We start from the raw sequence: 26,679 nt of genomic DNA on the forward strand, positions 1-26,679 counted from the left end.
GACACGCCGCGACCTGCACAGAGGGAAAACATCATGGCATTAGCATCTCCACTTGAATCCATCGAAAGCGCGGTGATCTGGCTGCTGGTGGTCTTTTCGGTTGCCACCTGGGGCCTGGCCCTGCTCAAGGGCGTGCAGTTCGGCCGCCTCAAGGCGCAGGATCGCAAGTTCCATAAACAGTTCTGGGCGGCGTCGAGTCTCGACTCTGCCGCCGAACTGGCCGAAACCCAGCCCGGTGCGGCGGCCCGTGTCGCCCAGGCCGGTTATGCCGCGATCCAGGTGGGCGATGCGCCACACGCCGCCGATTTGAGCCAGGCCATCAACCACCAGGACCGCCTCGAACGCGCCCTGCGCCAGCAGATCGTGCGTGAACGCCGCTCCCTGGAAACCGGCCTGGCCGTGGTCGCCAGTATCGGCAGCACCTCGCCGTTCATCGGCCTGTTCGGCACCGTGTGGGGCATCATGGAAGCGTTGAAAGGGATCAGCGCCGCCGGTTCCGCCAGCCTCGAAACCGTGGCCGGCCCGATTGGTGCCGCACTGGTTGCCACCGGTGTGGGGATCGCCGTCGCGGTGCCTGCGGTGCTGGTCTACAACTACTTCCTGCGCCGCCTGAAGCTGACCGCCGCCGACCTGGACGACTTTGCCCACGACTTCTACAGCCTGGCGCAGAAGAATGCCTTCCGCGTGCTGCTGCACCCAACGCTGAACAAAGCGGCTGCCGGCAACCCGCAAAAAGTGAAGGAGGCGTCCTGAGATGGCCTTCTCCACGCAAGACAGCGATGAGGTACTGAGCGAGATCAACGTGACGCCCCTGGTGGACGTGATGCTGGTGCTGCTGGTGGTGTTTATCGTCACCGCGCCGCTGTTGACCAACGCGATTCCGATCAACCTGCCCAAGACCCAGGCCGTGGCCCCGGTGGAGCAGAAAGACCCGCTGGTGGTGAGCATCGACGGCGCCGGCAAACTGTTTATCAACAAGGACGAAATCCAGCCGGACCTGCTGGAATTCAACCTGCAGGCGGCCAAGGCCAAGGACCCCGATGTGCGGGTGCAACTGCAGGCTGACGATGGAGTGAACTACGGCGAAGTGGCGCGAGCCATGGCGTCGATCGAACGCGCGGGCATTACCAAGCTGTCGGTGATTACCGCGCGTTGATAGCAAAAGCCTCGACACGTTTTTGGCCGTCTCCTTGGCAGGGTGCGGCCTTTTTTTTGGTGTATAGATGTATATAAGTGTCTCGTTGTAAAATAATCCTGTTGTAAAATTTGCTCTTGTTTTCTAATGTTTCCGGGCGTGCAATGTGTGCGTAATTTAATTATTTCTAGTGGGGTACAAACTATTGAGTTGACGGAGAGGTTTATGGCAATTCGTTTCCCTGCTGACGTTGTAAGGTTCGTGACGCATTCATTGCCGAATAGTAAAAATCCTGAAGGCTCTGCTTCAACTCCGCCTGCCTGCGCAATATATTCTGGTGAATCCTCCAACGACTCAGTGAGTGCAAGCGGTGAAAAATCCCCACTCAACAGTAATCCGCTCATCGACCGGTCGGTGTTAGGAAAAAATGATCGTATAGATCGCTACCTCAACGCGCATGCCTCGGACTTCATGACACCCGAAAAAGAGATGGCGAAAATATTATCGAGTGAGTTAAAGCACTGTTGGAAGGTGGAGGTAGATCCGGATAAGACATTCTTGGTCACCTTTAAAGACGGTGAGCGCAATGAAAAGAGTGTGGTAGAAAAAGTCACGTTGACTCAGGCCGCTCTAAATAATAGCCAGGGCGTGCCTATTGAAAATAATAAGAGCTGGTTTCAAAAAGTGGGTCAGTACTTCTCACCTCTGGTGTTTTCTTACAATAAAGTAGAAGAGGCTATTGAGTCATCGCACGCTGAGCAAGGTATTTATCGCCAGCCTGCGTCTTACACTGACTCGCCTTACAGTGCTTCGACACGGCTCGACATACCCGTAGCAGACTTTAAGGCACTTGTTTGGGATACCGATCGGACCCAATTATACAAAAATACACTCACCGCTTTTTGGGGCAAGCAGACCGAGTCCTATGCGGCCTTGAGCAAAATTTCGTTTGTCAAAGCCGTTAAGCTGCAGAGCCTTGAAGGAACACTGGGCGAGGAAGAGACAAAGCTGGCTCTGCGCGTTATCGGGCCGTTTGCGCAAAAACCATGGACTGAACTGAGCGCTCAGGATTTTACTCGGTGTACGTTGCAGGACCCGAACCTTGATGTCGGCCTGCTTAGCGTAAACGGTATGACGTCTACTGATTTGATGAGTGTGACGGACAAGAAAACCCAGCTGACGTTGTTACATATACCCGGTAACTCTTCCCCCCTGCATCGTTTTGATAACCCGGAGCAAATGCGGCTGTGGCTGGCCAAACAGGCGGCTGACCCGGTAAAGCGTGCAGCGCTTATGACGCATTTTTCTCTTGAAGACCAAGCGGACAAGTCTTTTTCCGATGGCGTGTATCAATCCCTGCAGGGGTTGGGCGCTTGGTCCGATGCCCAGGGCAAGCAGGGCTTTAGCCTCTCCAAACTCAATGATTGGTCACCTGGGCGATACATCACGGTCGATCCGTTGAGCGGCGATCCGTTTCAGCAAATCATGACCCGTCAAAAGGCTAGGTCCTTTTCGGATGCAGATAGTGCGATCGTCAGTGATCGTGATTATACAAAGACCAAAATAACCGAAGGCATTGAGGGGGCCGCTAAAGTCGCGCTGTTTATGACCCCCCTGGCGCTTGTCATGCCAGAGGTAGCGCTGGCGCTGGACGCGTTCTACCTGGCTGCGGGAGCTACTGAGATGGGAATCGGCATTGATGATGTGGCCAGAGGAAAATCCAAGGGAACGGATCGCATTGTATTTGGCGTATTGAATGCTGTGCCGCCGTTGGTTACCCATGGCGCAGGTTCGCTTGCAAAAGCGTTGAAACCGGAAGGTGAAGTTGCAGAACATACCGGGCAAGCCAGTGAGCAAGTCCGACCCTTCTTTAAGTTGCCTCAACGTATTAATGGTCAGATTGGATACCCAATGAGTCCGGTCTCGCCGCCCGCGCCGTTTCGAGAGTTTAAGATTCCCCTGGATGGTGTCATAAGCGCTAAAGGGACAACGGGCTCCATAGATTTGAATGGGTACTTATCACCCGTTGTTTATGATTTGCAAGCCGAGGCATGGCGTGGCCTGACTTTCCACGGAGAAGTCACTGATGTCTTTCATTGGCGTGAGGGTACGGGGCCATGGTTGTCAGGTACGCGAGAGCAACTGATAGCCAACAGTGCAAAGAGAGTGGCTTCGGTGAGTCATCGGGTCGTAAAGTTACCGGAACTGCCCCTGTTGCCATTGAACCCAACAGAAGTGCCCAAGACGATCCATTATTTTTGGGCAGGTAATGAAATGCCCGAGCACCTCGTAAACAGTATTGCTGAAAATGCTCGAAAGAGTCCGGGTTATAAATCAATTGTGCATGTCGATGCCAATGATCAAGCAACTTTCCTCAAGGTAAAAGAAGCGCTGGATCACAAAGTAGGTGGCTTGGAAGTTCAGGACCTGAACGCCGATGAGGGTTTTCGTGAATTTAATGCCGGTCAATATGGCGAGATGTACCAATACTTTCGATCAGGTCAAACACAGAACCTTGCCGCCTCGTCGGATGTGATGCGTGTGGCGTTAATGAAGCGTTACGGCGGCATTTATATGGACACGGATGACACGCTTACTGTCCCGGTGGGCGAAATTTCCCTGAAGGCGGCGTCAAATGATGTATTGATGAACGCTCCCGTCACGTACGCGGCGGCGGACTTTTACGGTTTTAATACCAGTAATTTTGCAAGCCACGCGAATAATCCGGTGTTCGACAAGGTGTTGGAAGAAATGCATCGACGCTTTAAGAACAACAAAGAGTGGTTGGATGCTAACCGACCTTTTATCGGAGAACATTCCAGCGCATCCGACTTGGATGTGTACAAGGTTTACGAGAAGAAAGTCTTTGAGGTGACAGGTCCGGTGGCTTTTAATGACGTCATGAAACAAGAAAAATATGGCCTTTTTCCTGTTATTGACGATTTAGCCGATGTGCTCAAAGGAAGGTTGATAGCGCCCGATGCCTATAGCCAGCAGTTGAAACAGGCGCAAGAGTACTACCAGTCAATGTGGGAGAAATTTCGGGCCGACATTGGCGCGGAGCATTCTATGCGCCATTCCCGCTGAGTGAGCACACATAGCCGACCACGTTATCGCCCCCGACGCGAATGTGTCGGGGGGTTGATGAATTGACCCGCAAGGGTGAGTTCGAGCGAAGAATCTACGCTTTGGTTATTAATAAATAGCTTCTTATTCCTTAACGAATATAAACCTCGTCCCTATACTGGTCAGCAACGTTAAACGCTGCAGGAGGGCACACCCATGCACAGCGAGTTGATTCGTTACCTGATCGTGCCGGGCTGGCAAGGATCGCCAGAAGATCATTGGCAAAGCCATTGGCAGAACAGCCTGCCCAACAGTGCGCGCGTGGAGCAGGCCGATTGGCTGACACCCCGTCGCGAAGACTGGGTGGCGGCGCTGGCCGAGGCCATCGCGGCTGACAGCACGCCGGTGATCCTCATCGCCCATAGCCTGGGTTGCATCACCGTGGCGCATTGGGCCGCTACCGCGCCGGTGCAGTTTCTGCGTCAGGTGCGCGGCGCCTTGCTGGTGGCGCCCGCCGATGTCGAACGCCCGGCCTGTGCCCCCGCCTTGCGCAACTTTGCGCCGATTCCCACCGACCTGTTGCCGTTCCCCAGCCAAGTGGTCAGTTCCGACAACGACAGCGCCGTCAGTGCCCCCCGGGCCCTGGAGCTGGCGCGCAACTGGGGCGCCGAAGCCGGCATCCTCGCAGGCGCGGGCCACATCAATGTGAAATCCGGCCACCAGCGCTGGGAGCAGGGCTTCGCCTACCTCTATCGCCTGCAACACCGCCTTGAGCACCACGCCCGGCGTACTGCCTGAACATTTTTCAACGCCCCGTCCCTTGAGTGGATCTGGGGCGGGAGCCTGCCATGAGTCTGCATGAAACCTACGGCCAGCCCTTGCTGACCTTCCCCGACGCCGAAAAAAGCCCGCTGAGCATCCGCGCCAAGGCCTTGGTGTTTGTCGACCCACGCTCGCGCCAACTGCGCGAAGACCTCGAAAGCCTCGCCCCCCGCGCCTTGCCTGTGTTGATTCGTGGCGAGACCGGCAGTGGTAAAGAACTGCTGGCACGGCATATCCACCGTGGCAGTGATCGCGGCGGTTTGTTTGTGTCGGTCAATTGCGGTGCGATCAGCCCCACTTACGCGGACGCCGAGTTGTTCGGCTATGCCGCCGGCAGTCACAGTGGTGCGGCCAGCAGCCGCGCCGGGTGGTTTGGTTCGGCCAATGGCGGCACCCTATACCTGGATGAGATTGGCGACTTGCCGTTGCCGATCCAGGTCAAATTGCTCGCCGCGCTTGAGAACCACGAAGTCACCCGCGTCGGCGCCCATCAGCCCAGCCCCGTGGACGTGCGCCTGGTGGCCGCCACCAGCATCGACCTGGCCCAGGCCGTGGCGGCGGGCAAGTTTCATGAGCGGTTGTTCCATTACCTGAGCGAGGGCCAGCTGGAACTGCCGGCCTTGCGTGAGCGCATCGGCGACATCCTGTCCCTGGCCGAATACTTCCTCGGCATCTACAGCCAGCGCCTGGACCTGCCGGTGCCGCTGATCAGCGAAGCCGCCCAGCGCGTGCTGGAACACCACAGCTGGCCGGGCAATACCCGTGAGCTGGAAAACGTTATTCACTTTGCGTTGCTGGTGAGCAGTGGCGACGAGATTTTGCCCGAGCATTTGAACTTGCCGGCGGCGGGCTCACCTTTGGAGCAGGTGCGGCGGATTGTCGAGGCAGCGAGCCCCGCTGACCTCCAGGCCCTCAAAGCCTACCTCGCCTCCCTGTAGGAGCCGGCTTGCCGGCGATGAGGCCCTCAAGACCGCCATCGCCGGCAAGCCGGCTCCTACAGGTGAATGGTGTGAGAGTGTGTATGAATAAAATGGAATATCAACGTGAATAAAAGATATTGTTCGGGAATAAAAAATCTAGGTATTGTCACTCTCACGCCGCGATAGCATTTCGCTGGCACACCCTATAAAAACGGTCGTCAGAGACGCCCCGGAATTTCGATAAGGACACTGCATGAAAAAGGTTCTGTTGTTTACCGCACTGGCGGCTGCCCTGACTGCAAGCTTCGCCCAGGCCAACGAGAAGCTGGTGGTGGCTGCCACCCCGATCCCGCACGCGGAGATCCTCGAGCTGGTCAAGCCAACCCTGGCAAAAGAAGGCGTGGACCTGGAAATCAAAGTCTTCACCGACTACGTGCAGCCTAACGTGCAAGTGGCCGAGAAGCGTCTGGACGCCAACTACTTCCAGACCCTGCCGTACCTGGAAAACTTCAACAAGGGCAAAGGCACCAACCTGGTGACCGTGGTCGGCGTGCACGTTGAACCGTTCGGTGGCTACTCGAAGAAGATCAAGAACATCTCTGAACTCAAAGACGGCGCCACCGTTGCCATTCCCAACGAAGGTTCCAACAGCGGCCGTGCCCTGTTGCTGCTGCAGAAGGCCGGTGTGATCACCCTGAAAGACCCGAGCAATGCTCTGGCTACGCCAAAAGACATCAAGGACAACCCCAAGCACCTGAAATTCAAGGAGCTGGAATCGGCCCTGCTGCCACGCGTGCTGGACCAGGTTGACCTGGACCTGATCAACACCAACTACGCCCTGGAAGCCGGCCTGAACCCAGCCAAGGACGCGCTGATCATCGAAGACGCCAAGTCGCCGTACGTGAACTTCCTGGTGGCTCGCCCGGACAACAAGGACAGCGACGCTATCCAGAAACTGTCCAAGGCCCTGACCAGCCCGGAAGTCAAAGCCTTCATCGAGAAGAAGTACAACGGCGCAGTCGTGCCGGCGTTCTGATGTAACCCAAAACCCCCTTCAAGGTTTCAACGCCGACGGCTCTCATAGCGTCGGCGTTTTTTATTGGGCATTTGCAATGCAATCAAACCCTGTAGGAGCCGGCTTGCCGGCGATTGCGGTCGGTCAGTTGATACATCTGTAGCGGATAGGCCGCCATCGCCGGCAAGCCGGCTCCTACAAGGGATCATGCGGCGCGGCTGTTGATGGCCCTGCGTAGCGCCACCAACCACTTCACCAGTTCCTGCGGATCAATCGGTTTCGCTTCGTTCATGGTTCATTCCCTCGAAACGGCTTTCCTGCGACCCCAAGACCATAGCTGCCAGCTGTCAAACCCGCGAATCCGGCGGTTATCTTTTTGGGTGATATCAATATGCTATTTAGGTATTTAAATTTTGATTTTTATACCTTTAAAGTTCGCGCTACCCGGCGTTACCCACGTCGGCCTGGATTGCGCTCGCTGCATTACCCCTGCGGCGTCATGGACTGCCAATGACCTTCGATTTCGCTTTTATCCTCAGCACCTTGCCGGCGTTTCTGAAAGCCGTGGGGGTGACGCTGCAAGTGGGCCTGATCGCCATTGCCACCTCGCTGCTGGTGGCGCTGATCAACGCCGCGCTGCTGGTGTTTCGCACGCCCTACGTGTCGCGCCTGGTGGCGCTGTACGTAGAGTTGGCGCGTAACACGCCGCTGCTGATCCAACTGTTTTTCGTCTACTTCGCGCTGCCGGCCCTGGGGTTCAACATTTCCGGGTTCTGGGCGGCGATCATCACCATGACTTTCCTGGGCGGCGCCTACCTCACCGAAGTGCTGCGCGCGGGCGTGGAAGCGGTGCCGCTGGCGCAGATTGAGTCGGGCAAGTCCATTGGCCTGTCGGACTGGCAACTGCTGCGCCACGTGATCCTGCCCCAGGCCGGCATCCTCAGCCTGCCGGCGCTGTTCGCCAATTTCATCTTCCTGCTCAAGGAAACCACCGTGGTTTCTGCCGTGGCGGTGCCAGAGATTCTCTACACCACCAAGAGTTACATCGCCCTCTACTACAAGACTTACGAAATGCTCGCCGTGCTGACGCTGATTTGCGTGTTGCTGTTCTTGCCGTTGTCGCTGCTGCTCAGCCGCCTGGAAAGGAGGCTCCAGCATGGCCAGTTCGGGTCTTGAGTTGCTGTGGGTGTCGTTGCCGCAACTGGGCAAGGGCGCCGCGCAAACCCTGTCGATTTCGTTGCTGAGCATCGCGTTCAGCACCGTCGGCGGCGTGTTGTACGGCGTGCTGCGCACCTTGAACAACCGGCTGATCAACGCGGTGTTGCGGGTATACCTGGAGCTGTTCCGTGCGATCCCGGTGCTGGTGTGGTTGTACCTGCTGTTTTTTGGCCTGCCGATTTTCTTCGGGTTGAGCATCCCGAGCTTCTGGTGCGCAGTGTTGGTGCTGTCACTGTGGGGCGCCAGTGAAGTGGGCGAGGTGGTACGTGGTGCGTTGCATTCGCTGCCCCGTGGCCAGCGTGAGGCGGGCTTGTCGATTGGCTTGTCCGACCCACAACTCTATGGCTATGTGCTGCTGCCCCAGGCCCTCAAGCGCATGACCCCGCCGACCATCAACGTCTACACGCGCATCATCAAGACCAGCTCCCTGGCGGTGCTGATCGGCGTGGTGGATGTGATCAAGGTTGGCCAGCAAATCATCGAACGCACCTATGAATCCGTGTTGATCTACGGCGTGCTGTTCCTGTTTTTCTTCTTTATCTGCTACCCGTTGTCGGCCGCCTCCAAGGTGCTGGAACGGCGCTGGGCCCAAGCATGAGCGCATTGATCGAGTTCCAGGGTTTCAACAAATTCTTCGGCGAGGCGCAGGTGCTCAAGGGCATTGACCTGCGCGTGCAGAGCGGTGAAGTGGTGGTGATCCTCGGCCCCAGCGGCTGTGGCAAAAGCACCTTGCTGCGTTGCCTCAACGGCCTGGAAGTGGCCCACAGCGGCAGCCTGCGCTTTGCCGGCAATGAGCTGCTGGATAAAAAAACCGACTGGCGCCAAGTGCGCCAGGACATCGGCATGGTGTTCCAGAGCTACCACTTGTTCCCGCACATGAGCGTGCTCGACAACATCCTGCTCGGCCCGCTGAAAGTGCAGAAGCGCGACCCTCGCGAAGCCCGTGAACAGGCCGAAAAACTGCTGGAGCGCGTGGGCCTGGCCGACAAGCGCGACGCCTTCCCGCGCCAGCTCTCCGGTGGCCAGCAGCAACGTATCGCCATCGTGCGTTCGTTGTGCATGAACCCCCAGGTCATGCTGTTTGATGAGGTCACCGCCGCCCTCGACCCGGAAATGGTCAAGGAAGTGCTGGAGGTGATCCAGGGCCTGGCCCGCGATGGCATGACCTTGCTGATCGTCACCCACGAAATGGCCTTTGCCCGCGCCGTCGCCGACCGCGTGGTCTTCATGGAGGCCGGGCGCATCCTCGAACACAACACCCCCGAGGCATTCTTTACGAACCCGCAGACCGCACGCGCGCAGCAGTTCCTGGAGAAGTTCTCCTTTGTTTCAACACTGCCCAAGAAAACCAAGGAACTGGAGCTGATATGAAAAAGTTACTGCTGCCACTGTTTGCCGTCGCACTGCTGGCCGGCTGCGATAAAAAGGCCGAAGAGCCTGCCAAACCGGCTGCCGCTGCGGCGAGCTACCTCGACAAGATCAAGGCGCGCGACAAACTGATCGTCGGCGTGTTCACCGACAAACCGCCGTTCGGTTTTGTGAACGAAGCGGGTCGCTACGTCGGGTTTGATACCGACATCGGCCGCCAATTCGCCAAGGACCTGCTCGGCGATGAAAACAAGGTCGAGTTCGTTGCGGTGGAACCGGCGAGCCGTATTCCGTTCCTGCAGAGCGACAAGGTCGATTTGATCCTCGCCAACATGACCGTGACGCCGGAGCGCAAGGAAGCGGTGGACTTCACCAACCCCAACCTGAAAGTCGCGGTGCAGGCCCTGGTGCCGAACGACAGCGCGGTGAAAAGCCTGGATGACCTGGCCACCCGCACCACCATCGTCACCACTGGCACCACCGCCGATATCTGGCTGACCAAGAACCACCCGGACTGGAAATTACTGAAGTTCGAGAAAAACTCCGAATCGCTGCAAGCGCTGTCGGCCGGTCGTGGCGATGCCTATGCCCAGGACAACCTGGTGCTGTTCAGCTGGGCCAAGCAGAACCCGGGCTACCGCGTGCTGGAACAGAAACTCGGTGATGAAGCGCCAATCGCGCCAGCCGTGAAGAAGGGCAACACCGAACTGCGAGACTGGGTGAATGCCGAGTTGGCCAAGCTGGGTGAAGAGAAGTTTCTGCTCAAGCTGTATGACCAATATGTGCGCAAAGAGCTGAGCGATGACACCAAGCCTGAGAGTGTGATTGTTGAAGGCGGTAAGTGGCAGGGTTGATCAGTCAGTTATTGAGTGGCTGATCTACCGCTATCGCAGGCAAGCCAGCTCCCACAGTTGTTCGCATTCCGCAGGTGGAACACGGTCGAATGTGGGAGCGGGCTTGCCCGCGAAGAGGCCCTTGCAGGCGATGACTATTCCGGCCAATGCCACGCCGGCGCATCCAGAATCCCCTGCCCAACGATCTGGGTCTCCCCCAACACCTTCTCCAACACTATCGAATTGCACCCCTCATCCTGCTGCAGCGCCGCAATCAGGCGACTGGCATGGGACACCACCCACACCTGGCAGTGATTCGAGGCTTGGATGATCAGGCGCGCCAACGCCGGCAGCAGGTCCGGATGCAAGCTGGTTTCCGGCTCGTTCAACACCATCATGGTCGGCGGCCGCGGCGTCAGCAGCGCCGCGATCAGCAGCAAGTAACGCAAGGTCCCGTCCGACAACTCCGCCGCCGACAACGGCCGCAGCAAGCCTTCCTGATAGAACTCAATTGCAAAACGCCCGCCCTGCAACGGCTGGATATTCAAGCGTGCGCCGGGGAATGCATCGCTGACGGCCCGCTGCAGCGCCTCGGGGTCGCCAATCTCGCGGATCGTCTGCAAGGCGGCCGCCAGGTCGCGCCCGTCGTGATGCAACACCGGCGTGCGGGTGCCCAGTTGCGGCTGGCGCACCGGGGCGTCCGCATCGCTGCGAAAGTGATCATAAAAACGCCAGCCACGGATGCTTTCGCGCAGCAGCAACACCTCGGGCGAGCCGCGCAGGCTGCCGACCTGATCGAACAGGCTGTGATAGTTGGGGGTGTGCTGGGCCAGCACATCCCAACTTCGACCGTCGCGCGCGCGCACCATGGGGCCGGAACGCTGCACCAGCAGGCTGGCTGGCCGGTAGAGGTGGCCGGCCCAGATGCATTCCTTCTTCACTTCCGGGTCGAGGGAGAAAAAGGACAAGCTCGGCTCGGGCAAGCCCAGCGAAATGGCGTAGCTGAAATCATCCCCGGCAAACCCCAACCGCAGGCGTTTGACGCCTTGGCGCACGGTGGACTCGATCGGCACCTCGCCGTTGCGCATGCGCCGGCTGATGTTTTCCGGCCCGGCCCAGAAGGTGGAGTCCAGCCCGCCCTCACGGGCCAATGCATTGATCACCCCGCCCTGGGCGGTTTCGGCCAGCAGGCGCAGGGCGCGGTACAGGTTGGACTTGCCGCTGCCATTGGGGCCGGTGACCAGGTTGAGCCGGTCCAGGGGCACCACCAATTTATTGATCGAGCGGTAATTGGCCACCGCGAGGGTTTTCAGCATGGGGATTTAATCGGTTTGGGAACCCCCCGAGTATGGGATCCTCCATGCAGATAAGGAACCCTGATCTAAGCTCACAGTCGCATACACACTGGCACGTCGGCATCACGCATAAGGAGCCTGCATGGGCGGTCGTACTTCCACATTGATCTTCGGACTTGGCCTACTGACGCTGTTGAGCGGCTGTGGCCAGGAAAAGGCCGAGCCCAAGGCCCATTCCCGGGTGTTTGTGCAAACCGTGCAGCCGGCGGATTTTGCCGCGGCGGTGACGCTCACGGGTGACGTCCAGGCCCGGGTACAGACCGACCTGTCCTTTCGCGTTGGCGGCAAGATCATCCAGCGCATGGTGGACGTGGGCGACCGCGTGAGCGCCAAGCAAGTGCTGGCCAAGCTCGATCCCAAGGATTTGCAGACCAACGTCGACTCCGCCCAGGCCCAGGTCGTGGCCGAGCAGGCGCGGGTCAAACAGACGGCCGCCGCCTTTGTGCGCCAGGAAAAACTGCTGCCCAAGGGCTACACCAGCCGCAGTGAATATGACGCCGCCCAGGCTGCATTGCGCAGCAGCCAAAGTGCGCTGGCCGCCGCCCAGGCCCAATTGGCCAACGCCCGCGAACAACTCGGCTACACCGCCTTGATCGCCGATGCGCCCGGTGTGATTACCGCGCGCCAGGCCGAAGTGGGCCAGGTGGTGCAGGCCACCGTGCCAATTTTCAGCCTGGCCCAGGACGGCGAGCGCGATGCGGTGTTCAACGTGTATGAGTCGCTCTTGGTAGAGCCGCCACCCGACGCGCCGATCACCGTCAGCCTGCTTGAGAACCCCAGCATCAAGGCCGTCGGCAAAGTGCGCGAAGTCACGCCCGCCGTGGCCGCCAACACCGGCACCGTGCAAGTGAAGATTGCCCTGCAAGCGCTGCCCAAGGGCATGGAGCTGGGCTCGGTGGTCAGCGCCACGGCCAATGGCCCGGCCAAACCCAGCATCGAACTGCCTTGGGCAGCGCTCACCAAAGACCTCAACGAACCTGCCGTATGGTTGATCGACGGCGACGGCAAGGCGCAACTGCACAAGGTCACGGTGGCGCGCTACCTCACGGGCAAAGTGATCATTGGCGACGGGCTCAAAGGCGGCGAAAAAGTCGTGGTGGCGGGCGGGCAGTTGCTGCACCCCGGCATGGTGGTTGAGATCGCGCAGCAAGGAGTCCAGCCATGAAGCGCCTGACGGCATTACTCGCCGCCAGCCTGTTGCTGGCCGCGTGCTCCAAGGAAGAGGCACCGCCCGAGCCCGTGCGCCCGGTGTTGTCCATGGAGGTGAAAGCTGAAGACCAGGAAAACCTCGGCCGCTTCGCCGGTACCATCCAGGCGCGCTACGAGAGCAACCTGGGTTTCCGAGTGCCGGGCCGTATCGCACGTCGCGCCGTGGATGTCGGCGCCGAAGTGGAGAAGGGCGCCTTGCTCGCGGTGCTCGACCCCACCGACCAGCAGAACCAGTTGCGCGCCGCCCAGGGCGACCTGGCCCGGGTGCAGGCGCAGTACATCAACGCCCAGGCCAATGCCCGTCGCCAGCAAGAGCTGTTCAACCGTGGCGTCGGCGCCCAGGCCCAGCTGGACGTGGCCCAGACCGACCTGAAAACCACCCAGGCGTCTCTTGATCAGGCCCAGGCCTCGGTCAACCAAGCCAAGGACCAACTGAATTACGCCGAACTGCGCACCGATCACGCCGGCATCGTCACCGCCTGGAATGCCGAGGCTGGCCAAGTGGTCAGCGCCGGCCAGCAAGTGGTGACCCTGGCCCGCCCGGACATCAAGGAAGCGGTGATCGACCTCCCGGCCGGGCTGGCTGAGCGCCTGCCGCCCGACGTGGTGTTCCTGGTCGCCGAGCAGCTCGACCCCAACGTGCACACCACCGCCATCGTGCGCGAGATCGAGCCCCAGGCCCAAAGCGCCACGCGCACCCGTCGCGCGCGCTTGACCCTGGCCGAGACACCGCCTGCGTTCCGCCTGGGCACGGCGATCAGCGTGACCCTGAGCACCGCCATCGCGCCGCGTATCGAACTACCCCTGAGTGCCTTGCAGGAGGTCGACGGCAAGACACGCATCTGGCTGCTCGACACCCAAAGCCAGACCGTGCAACCGCGTGACGTCACCGTCGTCAGCCGCGACAGCGCCAGCGCCGTGCTCAACGGCGGCGTCAAACCCGGCGAGCGCATTGTCACCGCTGGCGTGAACAGCCTGAAGCCCGGGCAAAAAGTCAAAATCGACGAGGACAGCCCGCGATGAAAGGGAGCTTCAACTTATCCGACTGGGCCCTCAAGCATCAGTCCTTCGTCTGGTACCTGATGTTCGTCGCGCTGCTGATGGGCGTGTTCTCCTACATGAACCTGGGCCGCGAGGAAGACCCCTCGTTCACCATCAAGACCATGGTGATCCAGACCCGCTGGCCGGGCGCGACTCAGGAAGAAACCCTCAAGCAAGTCACCGACCGCATCGAGAAAAAACTCGAGGAACTCGACGCCCTCGACTACGTGAAGAGCTACACCCGACCGGGTGAGTCCACGGTGTTCGTGTTCTTGAAGGACACCACCAGCGCCAAGGACATCCCCCATATCTGGTACCTGGTGCACAAGAAAATCGACGACATTCGCGGCACTTTCCCCCAGGGTTTGCAGGGGCCGTCGTTCAACGATGAGTTCGGTGACGTATTCGGCTCGGTGTACGCCTTTACCGGCGATGGCCTGACGATGCGCCAGTTGCGCGACTACGTGGAGCAGGTGCGCGCCGAGATCCGTTCGGTGCCGGGGCTGGGCAAGGTCGAGATGATCGGCCAGCAGGATGAAGTGATTTACCTGAACTTCTCCACGCGCAAACTCGCCGCCTTGGGGATCGACCAGCGCCAAGTCGTGCAGAGCCTGCAATCGCAGAACGCGGTCACGCCGGCCGGGGTGATCGAGGCTGGGCCGGAGCGGATTTCGGTGCGCACCTCGGGGCAGTTTGCCTCGGAGAAAGACCTTGCCAACGTCAACCTGCGGCTCAACGATCGCTTCTATCGCTTGGCGGACGTCGCCGAGATCAGCCGTGGCTACGTCGACCCGGCGCGGCCGATGTTCCGTTTCAACGGCAAGCCTGCGATTGGTTTGGCGATTGCCATGCAGAAGGGCGGCAATATCCAGTCGTTCGGCAAGGCCCTGCATGAACGCATGGACGAGCTGACCGCCGATCTGCCGGTGGGTGTGGGCGTGCACAAGGTGTCCGACCAGGCGGAAGTGGTGGAAGAGGCCGTCGGCGGTTTTACCAGCGCGCTGTTTGAAGCGGTGATCATCGTGCTGGTGGTGAGCTTCATCAGCCTCGGCATGCGCGCAGGGTTGGTGGTGGCGTGCTCGATTCCACTGGTGCTGGCGCTGGTGTTCGTGTTCATGGAGTACAGCGGCATCACCATGCAGCGGGTGTCGCTCGGCGCGTTGATCATCGCCCTCGGCCTGTTGGTGGACGACGCGATGATCACCGTGGAGATGATGATCACGCGCCTGGAGAAAGGCGAAACCAAGGAACAGGCGGCGACCTACGCCTACACGTCCACGGCGTTCCCGATGCTCACCGGTACGCTGGTGACCGTGGCCGGCTTTGTGCCGATTGGCCTCAACGCCAGTTCGGCGGGCGAATACACCTTCACCCTGTTCGCGGTGATTGCCGTGGCGATGCTGGTGTCGTGGGTGGTGGCGGTGCTGTTCGCGCCGGTGATCGGCGTGCACATCCTCAGTGCCAACGTGAAACCCCACGATGCCGAGCCGGGGCGGATTGGCCGCGCGTTCAACGGCGGCATGCTGTGGGCGATGCGCAACCGCTGGTGGGCCATTGGTATCACGGTGGCGTTGTTCGTGGCGTCGGTGTTCTCCATGCAGTTCGTGCAGAACCAGTTCTTCCCGTCGTCCGACCGCCCGGAAATCCTCGTCGACCTGAACCTGCCGCAAAACGCCTCGATCAACGAGACGCGCAAGGCCGTCGACCGCCTGGAAGCGATCATCAAGGACGACCCGGACATCGCCCGCTGGAGCACCTATATCGGCCAGGGCGCGATCCGTTTCTACCTGCCCCTCGACCAGCAGCTGGAAAACCCTTACTACGCGCAACTGGTGATCGTCAGCAAGGGCCTGGAAGAACGCGGCGAGTTGATCAAGCGCCTGCAAAAACGCCTGCGTGATGACTTCGTCGGCATTGGCAGCTATGTGCAGCCACTGGAAATGGGCCCGCCTGTGGGGCGGCCGATCCAGTATCGCGTGTCGGGCAAAGACATCGATCAGGTGCGCAAGCACGCCATCGAGCTGGCGACCCTGCTGGATAAAAACACCCACTTGGGCGAGATCATCTACGACTGGAACGAGCCGGGCAAAGTGCTGCGCGTGGACATTGCGCAAGACAAGGCGCGCCAATTGGGGTTGTCGTCGGAAGACGTGGCGCAGTTGATGAACAGCGTGGTCAGCGGCGCCTCGGTGACCCAGGTGCACGATGACATCTACCTGATCAACGTGGTCGGCCGCGCCGAAGATGCCGAGCGCGGTACCCCGGAAACCTTGCAGAACCTGCAGATCGTCACGCCCAATGGCACGTCGATTCCGCTGCTGGCGTTTGCCACCGTGCGGTACGAGCTGGAGCAGCCGTTGGTGTGGCGTCGCGACCGCAAGCCGACCATCACCATCAAGGCCTCGGTGCGCGACGAGATGCAGCCTACCGACCTGGTGAAGCAACTGGCACCGACCATCGAGCAGTTCAGCGCCGGCTTGCCGGTGGGCTACAAGGTTGCCACCGGTGGCACCGTGGAAGAAAGCGGCAAGGCCCAAGGGCCGATCGCCAAGGTGGTGCCGCTGATGCTGTTCCTGATGGCGACCTTCCTGATGATCCAGCTGCACAGCGTGCAGAAAATGTTCCTGGTGGCCAGCGTCGCGCCGCTGGGCTTGATCGGCGTGGTGCTGGCGCTGATTCCCACGGGCACGCCCATGGGCTTTGTGGCGATCCTGGGTATCCTGGCGCTGATCGGCATCATCATCCGCAACTCGGTGATCCTGGTGACGCAGATCCACGAGTACGAATTGGCCGGCTATACGCCGTGGGATGCGGTGGTGGAAGCCACCGAGCACCGGCGCCGACCGATCCTGCTCACCGCAGCGGCCGCGAGCCTGGGCATGATCCCCATCGCCCGTGAAGTGTTCTGGGGGCCGATGGCGTACGCGATGATTGGCGGGATCATTATTGCCACGTTGCTGACCCTGTTGTTCCTGCCGGCGCTGTACGTGGCCTGGTACAAGATCCGCGAACCGAAGCAGGAACATCAGGAAAAGCGCGGTTAAACCTGTGGGAGCTGGCTTGCCTGCGATAGCGGTGTACCCGTCAGTGAATGAGTGGCTGACCCACCGCTATCGCAGGCAAGTCGAATCGTCGCACCGCAGCTCCCACAGTTGGATTTTTATGCTGTATGAAATATCTCGAAATGCCTTTCGTGCCGCCTGCAAGTCTACGGGTGTTTTACCCTCGGCCCCCCTTCGGCACAGGATGAGCAGCATGAACTGGCACCATCACTTTCTACTGGTCTGCACGCTCCTCCTCTCACCACTGGTCTCTGCCGCCACGGTCCTGGAAAACCCCCAGTGGCGGGTCGATCTCGACCCCTCCACCCTGGCCATCCGCGTCACACCCAACGGCCAGGCGTCGGTGCAGGCTTCCAGCGGGGTGCAGGCGCGCGCCGTCAGCCAGCTCTCACACACGGATCAACAGGCCAGCTGGCAGTGGGATGAGGGCGCCTTCCGTATCAGCGCCCGCCTTGAGCAGCGTGACCTGCTGCTGACTATCCACGCTCGTGAGCCCGGCGCGCTGGCGATCCTTCAGCAACCCGCCAGCGCCATGGGGCATGGCGTGATGTGGCCATTGGCCGAAGGGCATTACGTGCCAGCTGATAACCCGGTGTGGAAGGCCTTCCTGCTGGACCAGGGTGAACTCAATACCACCCAGGACCTCAGCCTGCCGCTGTGGGGCCTGGACCACGGCAGCTTCACTCTCAATTGGCTGCTGACCAACCCCTACAACAACCGCCTGCACTGGCAGGAGGGCATGGTCCTGTCATTGGCCCATGAATTCACCTCGCTCGATCCCTCTGCGCCGATGACCCTGCTGTTGCACCTGGGCGACGCCGGGCCTTTGGCGGGCGCCAAACGCTATCGTCAATGGTTGGTGGAACAAGGCCGCTATGAATCGTTGGCAGACAAGTTGCGGCAAACGCCCGAGGCGCAGAAATTGCTGGGCGCCAGTCATGTGTACCTGTGGGGCAATGACTTGCTGGCATTGGACGATGTGCGTGACTGGCCAAAGCTGGTCACGTTGCTGCGCGGTAATGAGCTCAAGGGGCTGTTGGATAAAGAGAGCACGCAGGTTCTGGCGCAGACGACTGCGCTGAATCGCTATGAACACACCGTGTTGCTGCGCGGCCTCAATGCGGCAATCAACAAGAAGGCACGACAGGTGTGGCAGGTTGAAACGCCGGATGTGGCCCGGCTGGCCGCCCGATATGGTGAGTTGCGCCGTGAGCTGGCTGTCACCTTTGCCGGCGCCTTGAACGACAACCCTGAAAACTGGGGTAGCAAGGTCATTCCATCCCTGAAAGCCGCTGGGCTCGAACGCTTGCTGGTGACGTTGGGCGAAGGTTGGGAGGGCGGCCTCTGGCACCCGGAAGCGATTCGCGCCGGTGTCGACGCCGGATACCTGATGGCGCCTTACGACTCCTATGAAACGGCGCTATCTGCCACCGAAAACCCGGATTGGACCACTGCTCATCTGGGCGACAATGCCTACCGTAACTGCGCCATCGTGCTTAAGGACGGCAAGCTGAAAACCGGTTTCCAGCAATCGGGCCACTACACCGACCCACGCTGCGTGCGGCCCTTGTTGGAGGCGCGGGTGCAAGCGGTGCAGGTCAAGTCCGGTTTCAACGCCTGGTTCCTCGACGCCTACGCCACAGGCATGGTGTTCGACAGCTACCGCGACAGCGCCCCGATGAGCCAGGCGCAGAACGCCGAAGGCAATGTGGATGCTTCCCGCTGGCTCAACACCGTGCTCAAGCTGCCGGCCGGTTCCGAAGACGGCAACGCCACCACCGCCCAGGGCATCCTGTTTGCCCATGGCATGCAGACTCCGGTGATGGGCTGGGGTGACCAGGACATGACCAAAGATAAGCAGTCGCCCTATTACGTTGGCAACTGGTTCCCGCCGGAACAACCCGCGGTGTTTTTCAAGCAGGTGCCGTTGAAAGAGCCGTTTCGCACCGTGTATTTCGAGCCGAGCATGCGTCTGCCGTTGTACCAGGCGGTGTTCCACGGCTCGGTCATCACGACGCATCACTGGCTGTTCGACAGCCTGAAGCTGAGCAATGTGCGGGCAGAGAACGAGTTGACCCAACTGCTCTACAACGTGCCGCCGCTGTATCACCTGAGTGCCGGGACCGTTAAGCAGCGGTTGCCCATCATTCAACGCCAGGACGCGTTTTTCCGCCCGTTGCATGAACGCCTGGCCACGCAGGAAATGACGAGCTTTCGGTGGCTGACAGCCGATCGGCGTGTGCAGGAAACCACTTTTGCAGATGGCACGCGGTTGATCGCCAATTTTGCCGAGCGCAGTGTGACGGCGTTGGTGGTGGGCGAAGATCCAGTGTTGTACCAGGTGGAATAGCTATCGCAGGCAAGCCAGCTCCCACAGGGGAACGCATTCCAACTGTGGGAGCTGGCTTGCCTGCGATGGAGCCGGCCCAGACGCAAAAAATCTAAATTTTTCGCCAGACGCTGGCCAGCCACGGCTGCTGCTCACGAGGCAACCCAGCCGGCCGGTAGTAATGCTCCAACTCTTCAAAGCCGGCCTCCGTCAGCAACGCCTGCCACGCTTCAAGGTCGTGATAAGACCCGTACCGTGGCCCATTCCAGCCTTCCTGGTTCTCACCCCGGGGGTTGGAGCTGAACAACACGCCGCCAGGCTTCAACGCCGCATGCAGCTGCTGGAGCACACGCGGCAGTTCCTGCTTGGGAATATGAAACAGCACGGCGTTGGCGAAAATCCCGTCGAAGCGTTCGGCCGGCAGGTCCAGCTTCAGGAAGTCCTGTTGCAGCACTTCACAGCCGCTGTCTTCACGCGCCATCTGCGCAAAGCGCTCCGAGCCGTCCAGCCCCACGGCGATGTGCCCCAGGCGGGTGAAGGTCTGCAGATCCCGGCCCGGGCCGCAGCCAAAGTCCAGCACAGTAAACGGCGCGGTGCCTTGGATATTGCGCAGCAGCGCATCAATGTTCTGGCTTACATCGTGGTCGCGAGTGCCTTCACGGAAGTCCTCGGCCACCTTGTTGTAGTGGCCGAGGGTGGTGGAAGTGATCTGGTCGAGGTCGTCGGGCTTGAGGGACATGGCAAGTGATACCGGGCGCTGGGATGTCCCGACTATACCTCACCGCTTGTTCAACACCCGAGCCAAACGATCACCGCCCAACTGGATCACCGCCACCAGAATCACCAGCAGCACGATCACCGTCAGCATGATCTGCGTATCAAAGCGCTGATACCCGTAGCGGTAGGCAATATCACCCAAACCACCTGCACCAATCGCCCCTGCCATCGCCGACGAATTGATCATGGTCACCAACGTGATGGTGAACCCGCCGACAATCCCCGGCAGCGCTTCAGGCAACAGCACATGCCAGATGATGTGCCAGCGCCGGCAACCCATGGCCTGCGCCGCTTCGATCAGGCCGTGATCGACCTCGCGCAAGCTCACTTCGGCGATCCGCGCAAAGAACGGTGTGGCGGCAATGGTCAGCGGCACGACGGCGGCCCATACGCCATAGGTGGTGCCGACGATCAGCCGGGTAAACGGGATCAAGGCCACCATCAGGATCAAAAACGGAATCGAGCGGAACAGATTCACGAACGCCCCCAGCACGCGATTAAGCGCCGGGGCCTGGTAGATGCCGCCCTTGTCGCTGGTCACCAGGAACACCGCCAGGGGAATTCCCACCAGCAACGCGATCAGCGACGACACGCCCACCATCAGCAAGGTGTCGATGGCGCCCTGCACTAAACGATCAAACCACATAGCCCAGCACCTCCGCCTGTTGTGCCCAATTGCCGGCGCGGGTGCGCAGTTCTTCGGGGGTGTGGGGCGAACCGCTCACCGCCAGCAGCAGTTGCCCGAGGGCGTGGCCCTGGATGCGTTCCACGCCGCCTTGCAGCAAGCGCACGCGCCCGCCGAGGGCGCCGAACAGCGCGGCCAAGTCCGGCTCATCGGTGTCGCTGCCGGTGAACTGCAAGCGCAGTACCACCGCGGCCTCCGCCGACGTTGGGCTGGCTTGCAAACGGCTTTGCAGTTCTTCCGGCAGCCCATGTTGCAACGGTGCCAACAGGGTTTTGCTGACCTCGTGCTGCGGGTTGCCAAATACTTGCCACACCGGGCCTTGTTCGACGATACGCCCGTGCTCGAGCACCACCACGCGGTCGCAAATCTCGCGGATCACGGCCATCTCATGAGTGATCAGCACGATGGTCAAACCCAGGCGTTTGTTGATCTCGCGCAGCAGGCCGAGAATCGACTGGGTAGTCTCCGGGTCGAGGGCCGAGGTGGCCTCGTCGCACAGCAAAATTTCGGGGTCGTGTACCAGCGAGCGGGCGATGCCCACCCGTTGTTTCTGCCCTCCGGACAGCTGCGCCGGATAGGACCTGTGCTTGTCCTGCAAACCCACCAGCTCCAGCAGCTCACGCACCTTCTGCTCGCGCTGCAGTTTCGGTACGCCGGCCACTTTCAGTGGCAGCTCGACGTTCTGCCACACGGTCTTGGCTGACATCAGATTGAAGTGCTGGAAAATCATGCCGATGCGCCGGCGCAGCGCCACCAGGTGGTCTTCGTCGAAGTCGCCGATGTCCACTTGGTCGATCAGTACGCGCCCGCTGCTGGGCTGTTCCAGGCGATTGATGGTGCGGATCAGCGACGACTTGCCGGCGCCGCTGCGGCCGATGATGCCAAACACTTCACCGCGCTGGATCGCCAGGTCGATGCCTTGCAAGGCGTGTACGGCGCCGTCGTAGGTCTTGCCCAGGTTGATAAAGCGCACATGGGCGCGGTTCAGGTCGGGGTGCAGTTCGGTCTGCTCGGCGTCCCTGGGCGGTAAGCCCAGGTCGCGCAGTTGGGCATGGGCGGCGGTCATTTTTTATCTTCCCAGCCGACCTGGTAGAGCTTGCCCAGGGACTTGTCCAGGGCAGCACGTACCACCGGCGAATGCTGGTAGATGTCGACGAACTTGATCACACGCGGGTCGGTTTTGCTTTTCGGCTGGATCACGAACTGGATCACGTATTCCGGGTGATCAAGGCCGTCGAACAGCAGCGCCGACTCCGCGTCGAAGGTCTTGGACAGGCGGATGTACGCCGGGTAGCCCTGCACCAGGTCGGCGTCGTCATAGGCGCGCACCAGTTGCACAGCCTCGACTTGCAGGATCTTGATCTTCTTCGGGTTGGAAACGATGTCTTCTTCGGTGGCCTTGTAGCCCACGCCCGGCTTAAGGGTGATCAGCCCGGCCTTGGCCAGCAGTTGCAAGCCACGACCGCTGTTGATCGGGTCGTTGGCGATGGCCACGCTGGCGCCCTGTGGCAGGTCGTTGATGCTTTTGTATTTCTTCGAGTACAGGCCGACGTTGTTGATGATGCCCGGGGCGTAGGGCACCAAGTCAAAGCCTGCGGCAGCCTTGGCGTTTTCCAGGAACGGGATGTGCTGGAAGTAGTTCACATCGATATCGCCGGCTGCCAGGCTGACGTTGGGGGCAATCCAGTCGGTGAATTCCACCAGCTCGACTTTCAAACCTTGCTTGCCCGCCTCGGCCACGGCGGCTTCCAGCGGGATCGCAAAGGCGGCGGTGGTGCCGATTTTCAGCGGCGCATCGGCGGCGAAGACGGCCGAGCTGAACAAACCAAACGCCAGGGCCAGTGCTTTGACTGGGTGGGTGAGCAGTGTTTTTTTCATCATCATTTTCCAGTCATAAGATATTTACACAGATCCCTGTAGGAGCCGGCTTGCCGGCGATGAGGCCCTTGAATGCGGCGGTGATCTCAAGGGCGCTATCGCCGGCAAGCCGGCTCCTACAGGGGGGAGTGGCGGTAGGTAGAACCGGTGTGTTGTTCGGGCAGGCGCGCGCTGTTGTGGAAGACTTTTTCACGCAGTGTGCCGGCCTCGTAGGCGGTCTTGTACGACCCACGCTTCTGCAGCTCAGGCACCACCAGGTCGATGAAGTCCACATAGCTTTCCGGCGTGACGATGCGCGTCAGGTTGAAACCATCCAGCCCGGTCTCGGCGATCCACGACTCCAGTTCATCCGCCACCTGTTCCGGCGAACCGACCAGGGTGATATAGCGCCCGCCCAGGGCGTGCTGCTCGAGCAACTTGCGTCGGGTCCAGTCATTGTTCTGCAGGTTTTTGGTGGCCGACTGGATCGCGTTGCTCTTCACGTACTGGATCGGTTCGTCCAATTCGTATTGGGCAAAGTCGATGGCCGTGGATGCCGAGAAGTGCGCCACGCCGGCTTCCGCGCTGGCATAGCTCAGGTAGTCGGCGTGCTTGGCCCAGGCCAGCGCTTCGGTGGCGCCGACGATCACATTGAGGCCCATGAACACCTTGATGTCGTCCGGGTTACGCCCGGCCTCGACGGCGCTGGCGCGGACCTTGTCCACCTGCGCTTTGGTCGAGGCCTTGTTCTGGCCGCTGATGAACACACACTCGGCGTGACGCCCGGCGAACAGCAAACCGCGATCCGAACTGCCGGCCTGGAACAGCACCGGTGTGCGCTGCGGCGAGGGTTCGCACAGGTGGTATCCCTCCACCTGGTAGAACTCGCCGTGGTGCTCGACCTTGTGCACCTTGCCCGGCTGGGCATACACCCGCGCCTGCGGATCGTTGAGCACCGCGTCGTCTTCCCAGCTGCCTTCCCAGAGTTTGTAAAGCACCTCCAGGTACTCATCGGCCTGGTCATAACGGCGGTCGTGCTCGACCTGCTCGGTCAAGCCCATGGCCTTGGCCGCGCTGTCGAGGTAGCCGGTGACGATGTTCCAGCCCACGCGGCCACGGCTCAGGTGATCGAGGGTGGACATGCGCCGGGCGAACAGATACGGCGGTTCGTAAGTGAGGTTGGCGGTGAGGCCGAAGCCAAGGTTCTGGGTGACGGCGGCCATGGCTGAGACCAGCAGCAGCGGGTCATTCACCGGCAGCTGGATCGACTCTTTGAGCGGCACGTCGATGGAGTTCTGATAGACGTCGTACACGCCGACGATGTCGGCGATGAACAGCCCATCGAACAACCCGCGCTCCAGGGTCTTGGCCAGGTCGGTCCAGTACTCGAGGGTCTTGTACTGGGTGGACGTGTCCCGTGGGTGCGTCCACAGACCGTGGTTGATGTGCCCGATGCAGTTCATGTTGAAGGCATTGAGCAGGATCTTTTTCTTGGCCATCAGATGGTCCCCCGCAGTGGCGGGTTTGCATCGTTGAGGTAGTAATTGCCCACCGCGTGGTACTTCCAGCGCACCGGGTCGTGCAGGGTGTGCACGCGGGCGTTGCGCCAGTGACGGTCCAGGCCGTGCTCTGCCAGGGTCGCCTGGCTGCCGGACAGTTCGAACAGCGTGCTGCCGGCGGCCAATGAGATTTCGGTGCTCAAGGCGCGTACTTCAGCCACGGCAATCGAGGCGGCGGCGACGGTCTCGGCGTTGCTGTCGGCCTGGGCGCGGTCGAGAAATTCGCCGGAACGCTCAAGCAGTGCTTCTGCGGCATGCAGGCGCACGCTCAGGTGGCCGAAGCTTTTCAGGGTCAGCGGGTCCTCGGTGGCCTTGTCGTTGCCCGAGTCGATCCACGGGCGGGTCTTGGTGCGCACAAAATGCAACGCGTCTTCAAAGGCTGCACGGGCGATGCCGGTGTCGATGGCCGCGTGAAGAATCTGTGCCAGCGGGCCGACGGTGGTCGGGCGCTCGAACGCGCTCTGGAACGGAATCACGTCCTGCGCCGCCACCCACACGTTGTCGAACACCACCGAACCGCTGCCGGTGGTGCGCTGGCCAAAGCCGCTCCAGTCGTCGATCACGGTCAGGCCTTCGCTGCCACGCGGGACAAACGCCAGTTGCTGCACGCCATGTTCGTCCACTACGGAGGTGGGGATGCGCTGGGCGTAGATCGCGCCGGTGGAATAGAACTTGCGGCCGCTGACGCGAAAACCATCGCCGTCGCGGGTGATCGATGTAACGCGGTCATGGGCCGTCTTGGTGCCCAGTTCCGCCAGGGCGTTGCCGAAGCGCTGGCCCGCGAGCACTTCGGCGTACAGGCGCTTTTGTTGCGCCGGGGTGCCGTTCACCCGCAGCACTTCAAGGGCATAGAAATGGTTCTGCGGGATCTGGCCCAACGAGGCATCCGCCTGGGCGATCAGCGCAATGACCTTGGCCAAGGTGACGTTGGACACACCAGCGCCGCCGTATTCCTTGGGCACGCTGATGCCCCAGAGGCCAGAGCGCGAGAACACGTCCAGTTCGGGCAGGGGCAGGCGGCGTTCGCGGTCACGCTGGGCGCTGTCGCGGCGGAAATCTTCGGCCAGGTCGCTGGCGACAATAAGGGCTTGTTCGTCGCTGGTGATGACCGCGACGTGATGAGAAAGGGTCATGCGTATTTCTCCAGAGGTCTGGTCGGTCAAATCCAGGAGTGGCGAGCCGGCAGCGTGCCGTTCAATCGAAAGGCGCCGATGGCGTGATACTTCCAGCGCACCGGGTCGTGCAGGGTGTGCACCCGGGCGTTGCGCCAATGCCGGTCGAGGTTGAACTCGGCGAGGGTCGCGCGGCTGCCGGCCAGTTCGAAGAGCTTTTCGCTGACTTGCAGCGACACTTCAGTGGTCAGCACCTTTGCTTCGGCCACGGCAATCGAGGCGCGGGCGGCAGACTGCGCGGTGATCGGTGCGGCGCTGACCTGGTCCAGCACCTGGCCGGCCTTGCGCAGCAGCGCTTCGGCGGCGTGCAGCTCGATCTTGAGCTTGCCGATGTCGGCGATCACATACAGGTCATCGCTGGCCCGTTCGACGTTGGCGTCGACCCACGGGCGCGAACGTTCACGCACGAAGGCGATGGTGTCGTCCAGCGCTCCGCGTGCAATGCCCGCGTCAATGGCGGCCTGGATCAACTGGGAGACGGCGCCCTGGATATTCGGGGTTTCGCCGATGCGCCAGTTTTCGACCACCAGCTCTGCGTCCACCGGCACTTGGTCCAACAGCACAGTGCCGCTGGCGGTGGTGCGTTGGCCGAAGCCCGACCAGTCATCCACGATGCGCAGCCCTTCGGTGCCACGGCGCACGAACGCCATGATCTGCTTGCCGTCATCGTTCAGCGCCTTGACCGCGACCCAATGGGCAAACAGCGCGCCGGTGGAATAGAACTTCTGGCCGCTGATCACATACCCGTCACCCTTGGCGGTGATGCGCGCCTTGAGTTCCAGGGTGTTTTTGGTGCCGCGTTCCGGGCCGCCATTGCCGATGCGCCAGCCGTCGAGGACGCTCTGGAACAGCTGCTTTTTCTGGCGCTCGGTGGCCGCGCCCTGCACCAGGTGCAGGATGCCGAAATGGTTCTGCGGGATCTGCCCAAGGGCCGGGTCGGCCGCGCTGATGATCGCGAACACCTCGGCCAGGGTCACGAAGGACACCTGCGGGCCGCCGTATTCACGGGGGATGGAAATACTGCCCAGCCCGCTGCGGGTGAACTGTTCGATCTGTGCCCACGGCAGTTTGCGTTGCTGATCGCGCTTGGCGGCTTGCAGGCGTGCGGCCTTGGCAAGCTCGTGGGCCGCGTCCAGCGCCTCTGCGTCGTTGCGCAGCACAGCGGCCGGCAACAGCAGGGGGGCTATATCGCGATCATTGTCCAGACCACTCTGGGGGGGTGTTTGAGCCAAGTTAGACATCAGCGCCGCTCCTTG

The 26,679-nt window shown here is 60.8% G+C and carries 22 protein-coding genes; 14 read left to right on the plus strand and 8 right to left on the minus strand.

Annotated elements, in window-relative coordinates; all coding sequences use genetic code 11:
• The first annotated feature begins 30 nt into the window (after positions 1 to 30).
• From AC07SU_RS02105 to AC07SU_RS02150, 10 genes are all read left to right on the plus strand, one after another.
• Positions 31 to 753 (plus strand): MotA/TolQ/ExbB proton channel family protein, encoded by a 723-nt coding sequence (locus AC07SU_RS02105; RefSeq protein ID WP_494996189.1) that lies wholly within the window; start codon positions 31 to 33, stop codon positions 751 to 753.
• A 1-nt stretch (position 754) separates the two neighbouring features.
• Positions 755 to 1,156: an ExbD/TolR family protein gene (locus AC07SU_RS02110; RefSeq protein WP_060755558.1), complete on the plus strand. Its 402-nt coding sequence runs from the start codon at positions 755 to 757 to the stop codon at positions 1,154 to 1,156.
• Positions 1,157 to 1,360: 204 nt separating this feature from the next.
• Positions 1,361 to 4,222 (plus strand): glycosyltransferase family 32 protein, encoded by a 2,862-nt coding sequence (locus AC07SU_RS02115; protein ID WP_494996070.1) that lies wholly within the window; start codon positions 1,361 to 1,363, stop codon positions 4,220 to 4,222.
• Between the two features lie 195 nt (positions 4,223 to 4,417).
• Positions 4,418 to 4,999 (plus strand): alpha/beta hydrolase, encoded by a 582-nt coding sequence (locus AC07SU_RS02120; protein WP_178924357.1) that lies wholly within the window; start codon positions 4,418 to 4,420, stop codon positions 4,997 to 4,999.
• A 50-nt stretch (positions 5,000 to 5,049) separates the two neighbouring features.
• Positions 5,050 to 5,961, plus strand: a complete 912-nt coding sequence (locus AC07SU_RS02125; RefSeq protein WP_494996071.1) for a sigma 54-interacting transcriptional regulator — start codon at positions 5,050 to 5,052, stop codon at positions 5,959 to 5,961.
• 235 nt (positions 5,962 to 6,196) lie between these two features.
• The gene (locus AC07SU_RS02130) at positions 6,197 to 6,979 is read left to right on the plus strand and encodes a MetQ/NlpA family ABC transporter substrate-binding protein (RefSeq protein WP_016970653.1); all 783 of its coding nucleotides are present in this window, start codon (positions 6,197 to 6,199) and stop codon (positions 6,977 to 6,979) included.
• Positions 6,980 to 7,468: 489 nt separating this feature from the next.
• Positions 7,469 to 8,134: an amino acid ABC transporter permease gene (locus AC07SU_RS02135; protein WP_176997385.1), complete on the plus strand. Its 666-nt coding sequence runs from the start codon at positions 7,469 to 7,471 to the stop codon at positions 8,132 to 8,134.
• The gene (locus AC07SU_RS02140; RefSeq protein WP_176997384.1) at positions 8,115 to 8,774 is read left to right on the plus strand and encodes an amino acid ABC transporter permease; all 660 of its coding nucleotides are present in this window, start codon (positions 8,115 to 8,117) and stop codon (positions 8,772 to 8,774) included. Before AC07SU_RS02135 ends, AC07SU_RS02140 begins: the two co-directional genes overlap by 20 nt.
• Complete coding sequence (locus AC07SU_RS02145; protein ID WP_176997383.1) at positions 8,771 to 9,547, plus strand: amino acid ABC transporter ATP-binding protein; 777 nt, start codon at positions 8,771 to 8,773, stop codon at positions 9,545 to 9,547. Before AC07SU_RS02140 ends, AC07SU_RS02145 begins: the two co-directional genes overlap by 4 nt.
• Positions 9,544 to 10,398 (plus strand): transporter substrate-binding domain-containing protein, encoded by an 855-nt coding sequence (locus AC07SU_RS02150; RefSeq protein WP_176997382.1) that lies wholly within the window; start codon positions 9,544 to 9,546, stop codon positions 10,396 to 10,398. Before AC07SU_RS02145 ends, AC07SU_RS02150 begins: the two co-directional genes overlap by 4 nt.
• A 134-nt stretch (positions 10,399 to 10,532) precedes the next feature.
• On the opposite strand, the gene AC07SU_RS02155 is transcribed toward AC07SU_RS02150, so the two are convergent.
• Positions 10,533 to 11,693: an AAA family ATPase gene (locus tag AC07SU_RS02155; RefSeq protein ID WP_494996072.1), complete on the minus strand. Its 1,161-nt coding sequence runs from the start codon at positions 11,691 to 11,693 to the stop codon at positions 10,533 to 10,535.
• A gap of 121 nt (positions 11,694 to 11,814) precedes the next feature.
• Here AC07SU_RS02155 and AC07SU_RS02160 point away from each other — a divergent pair, with 121 nt between their 5' ends.
• From AC07SU_RS02160 to AC07SU_RS02175, 4 genes are all read left to right on the plus strand, one after another.
• A complete protein-coding gene (locus AC07SU_RS02160) occupies positions 11,815 to 12,897 on the plus strand; it encodes an efflux RND transporter periplasmic adaptor subunit (protein WP_176997380.1) in 1,083 nt (360 codons plus the stop codon).
• Positions 12,894 to 13,964, plus strand: coding sequence for an efflux RND transporter periplasmic adaptor subunit (locus AC07SU_RS02165; protein WP_494996073.1), 1,071 nt, complete (start codon positions 12,894 to 12,896; stop codon positions 13,962 to 13,964). The genes AC07SU_RS02160 and AC07SU_RS02165 overlap by 4 nt, the downstream gene beginning before the upstream one ends.
• Positions 13,961 to 17,026, plus strand: coding sequence for an efflux RND transporter permease subunit (locus AC07SU_RS02170; protein WP_494996074.1), 3,066 nt, complete (start codon positions 13,961 to 13,963; stop codon positions 17,024 to 17,026). The genes AC07SU_RS02165 and AC07SU_RS02170 overlap by 4 nt, the downstream gene beginning before the upstream one ends.
• A gap of 211 nt (positions 17,027 to 17,237) precedes the next feature.
• Positions 17,238 to 19,394, plus strand: coding sequence for a glycoside hydrolase (locus AC07SU_RS02175; RefSeq protein ID WP_494996075.1), 2,157 nt, complete (start codon positions 17,238 to 17,240; stop codon positions 19,392 to 19,394).
• Positions 19,395 to 19,485: 91 nt separating this feature from the next.
• Here AC07SU_RS02175 and AC07SU_RS02180 read toward each other — a convergent pair whose 3' ends face one another.
• From AC07SU_RS02180 to AC07SU_RS02210, 7 genes are all read right to left on the minus strand, one after another.
• Entirely contained in the window at positions 19,486 to 20,112 is a 627-nt protein-coding gene (locus tag AC07SU_RS02180; RefSeq protein WP_494996076.1) for a class I SAM-dependent methyltransferase, read from the minus strand.
• Positions 20,113 to 20,151: 39 nt separating this feature from the next.
• Entirely contained in the window at positions 20,152 to 20,796 is a 645-nt protein-coding gene (locus AC07SU_RS02185) for a methionine ABC transporter permease (RefSeq protein ID WP_016974994.1), read from the minus strand.
• A complete protein-coding gene (locus AC07SU_RS02190; RefSeq protein ID WP_494996077.1) occupies positions 20,786 to 21,901 on the minus strand; it encodes a methionine ABC transporter ATP-binding protein in 1,116 nt (371 codons plus the stop codon). The genes AC07SU_RS02185 and AC07SU_RS02190 overlap by 11 nt, the downstream gene beginning before the upstream one ends.
• Positions 21,898 to 22,713, minus strand: coding sequence for a MetQ/NlpA family ABC transporter substrate-binding protein (locus tag AC07SU_RS02195; protein ID WP_025855519.1), 816 nt, complete (start codon positions 22,711 to 22,713; stop codon positions 21,898 to 21,900). The genes AC07SU_RS02190 and AC07SU_RS02195 overlap by 4 nt, the downstream gene beginning before the upstream one ends.
• Before the next feature lie 116 nt (positions 22,714 to 22,829).
• A complete protein-coding gene (locus tag AC07SU_RS02200; protein WP_494996078.1) occupies positions 22,830 to 24,191 on the minus strand; it encodes an LLM class flavin-dependent oxidoreductase in 1,362 nt (453 codons plus the stop codon).
• Positions 24,191 to 25,384: an SfnB family sulfur acquisition oxidoreductase gene (locus AC07SU_RS02205; RefSeq protein ID WP_494996079.1), complete on the minus strand. Its 1,194-nt coding sequence runs from the start codon at positions 25,382 to 25,384 to the stop codon at positions 24,191 to 24,193. Before AC07SU_RS02205 ends, AC07SU_RS02200 begins: the two co-directional genes overlap by 1 nt.
• A 26-nt stretch (positions 25,385 to 25,410) precedes the next feature.
• Positions 25,411 to 26,664: an SfnB family sulfur acquisition oxidoreductase gene (locus tag AC07SU_RS02210; RefSeq protein ID WP_494996080.1), complete on the minus strand. Its 1,254-nt coding sequence runs from the start codon at positions 26,662 to 26,664 to the stop codon at positions 25,411 to 25,413.
• Between the last annotated feature and the right edge of the window lie 15 nt (positions 26,665 to 26,679).

This window comes from Pseudomonas sp. GW821-FHT05H12 (assembly GCF_059419385.1).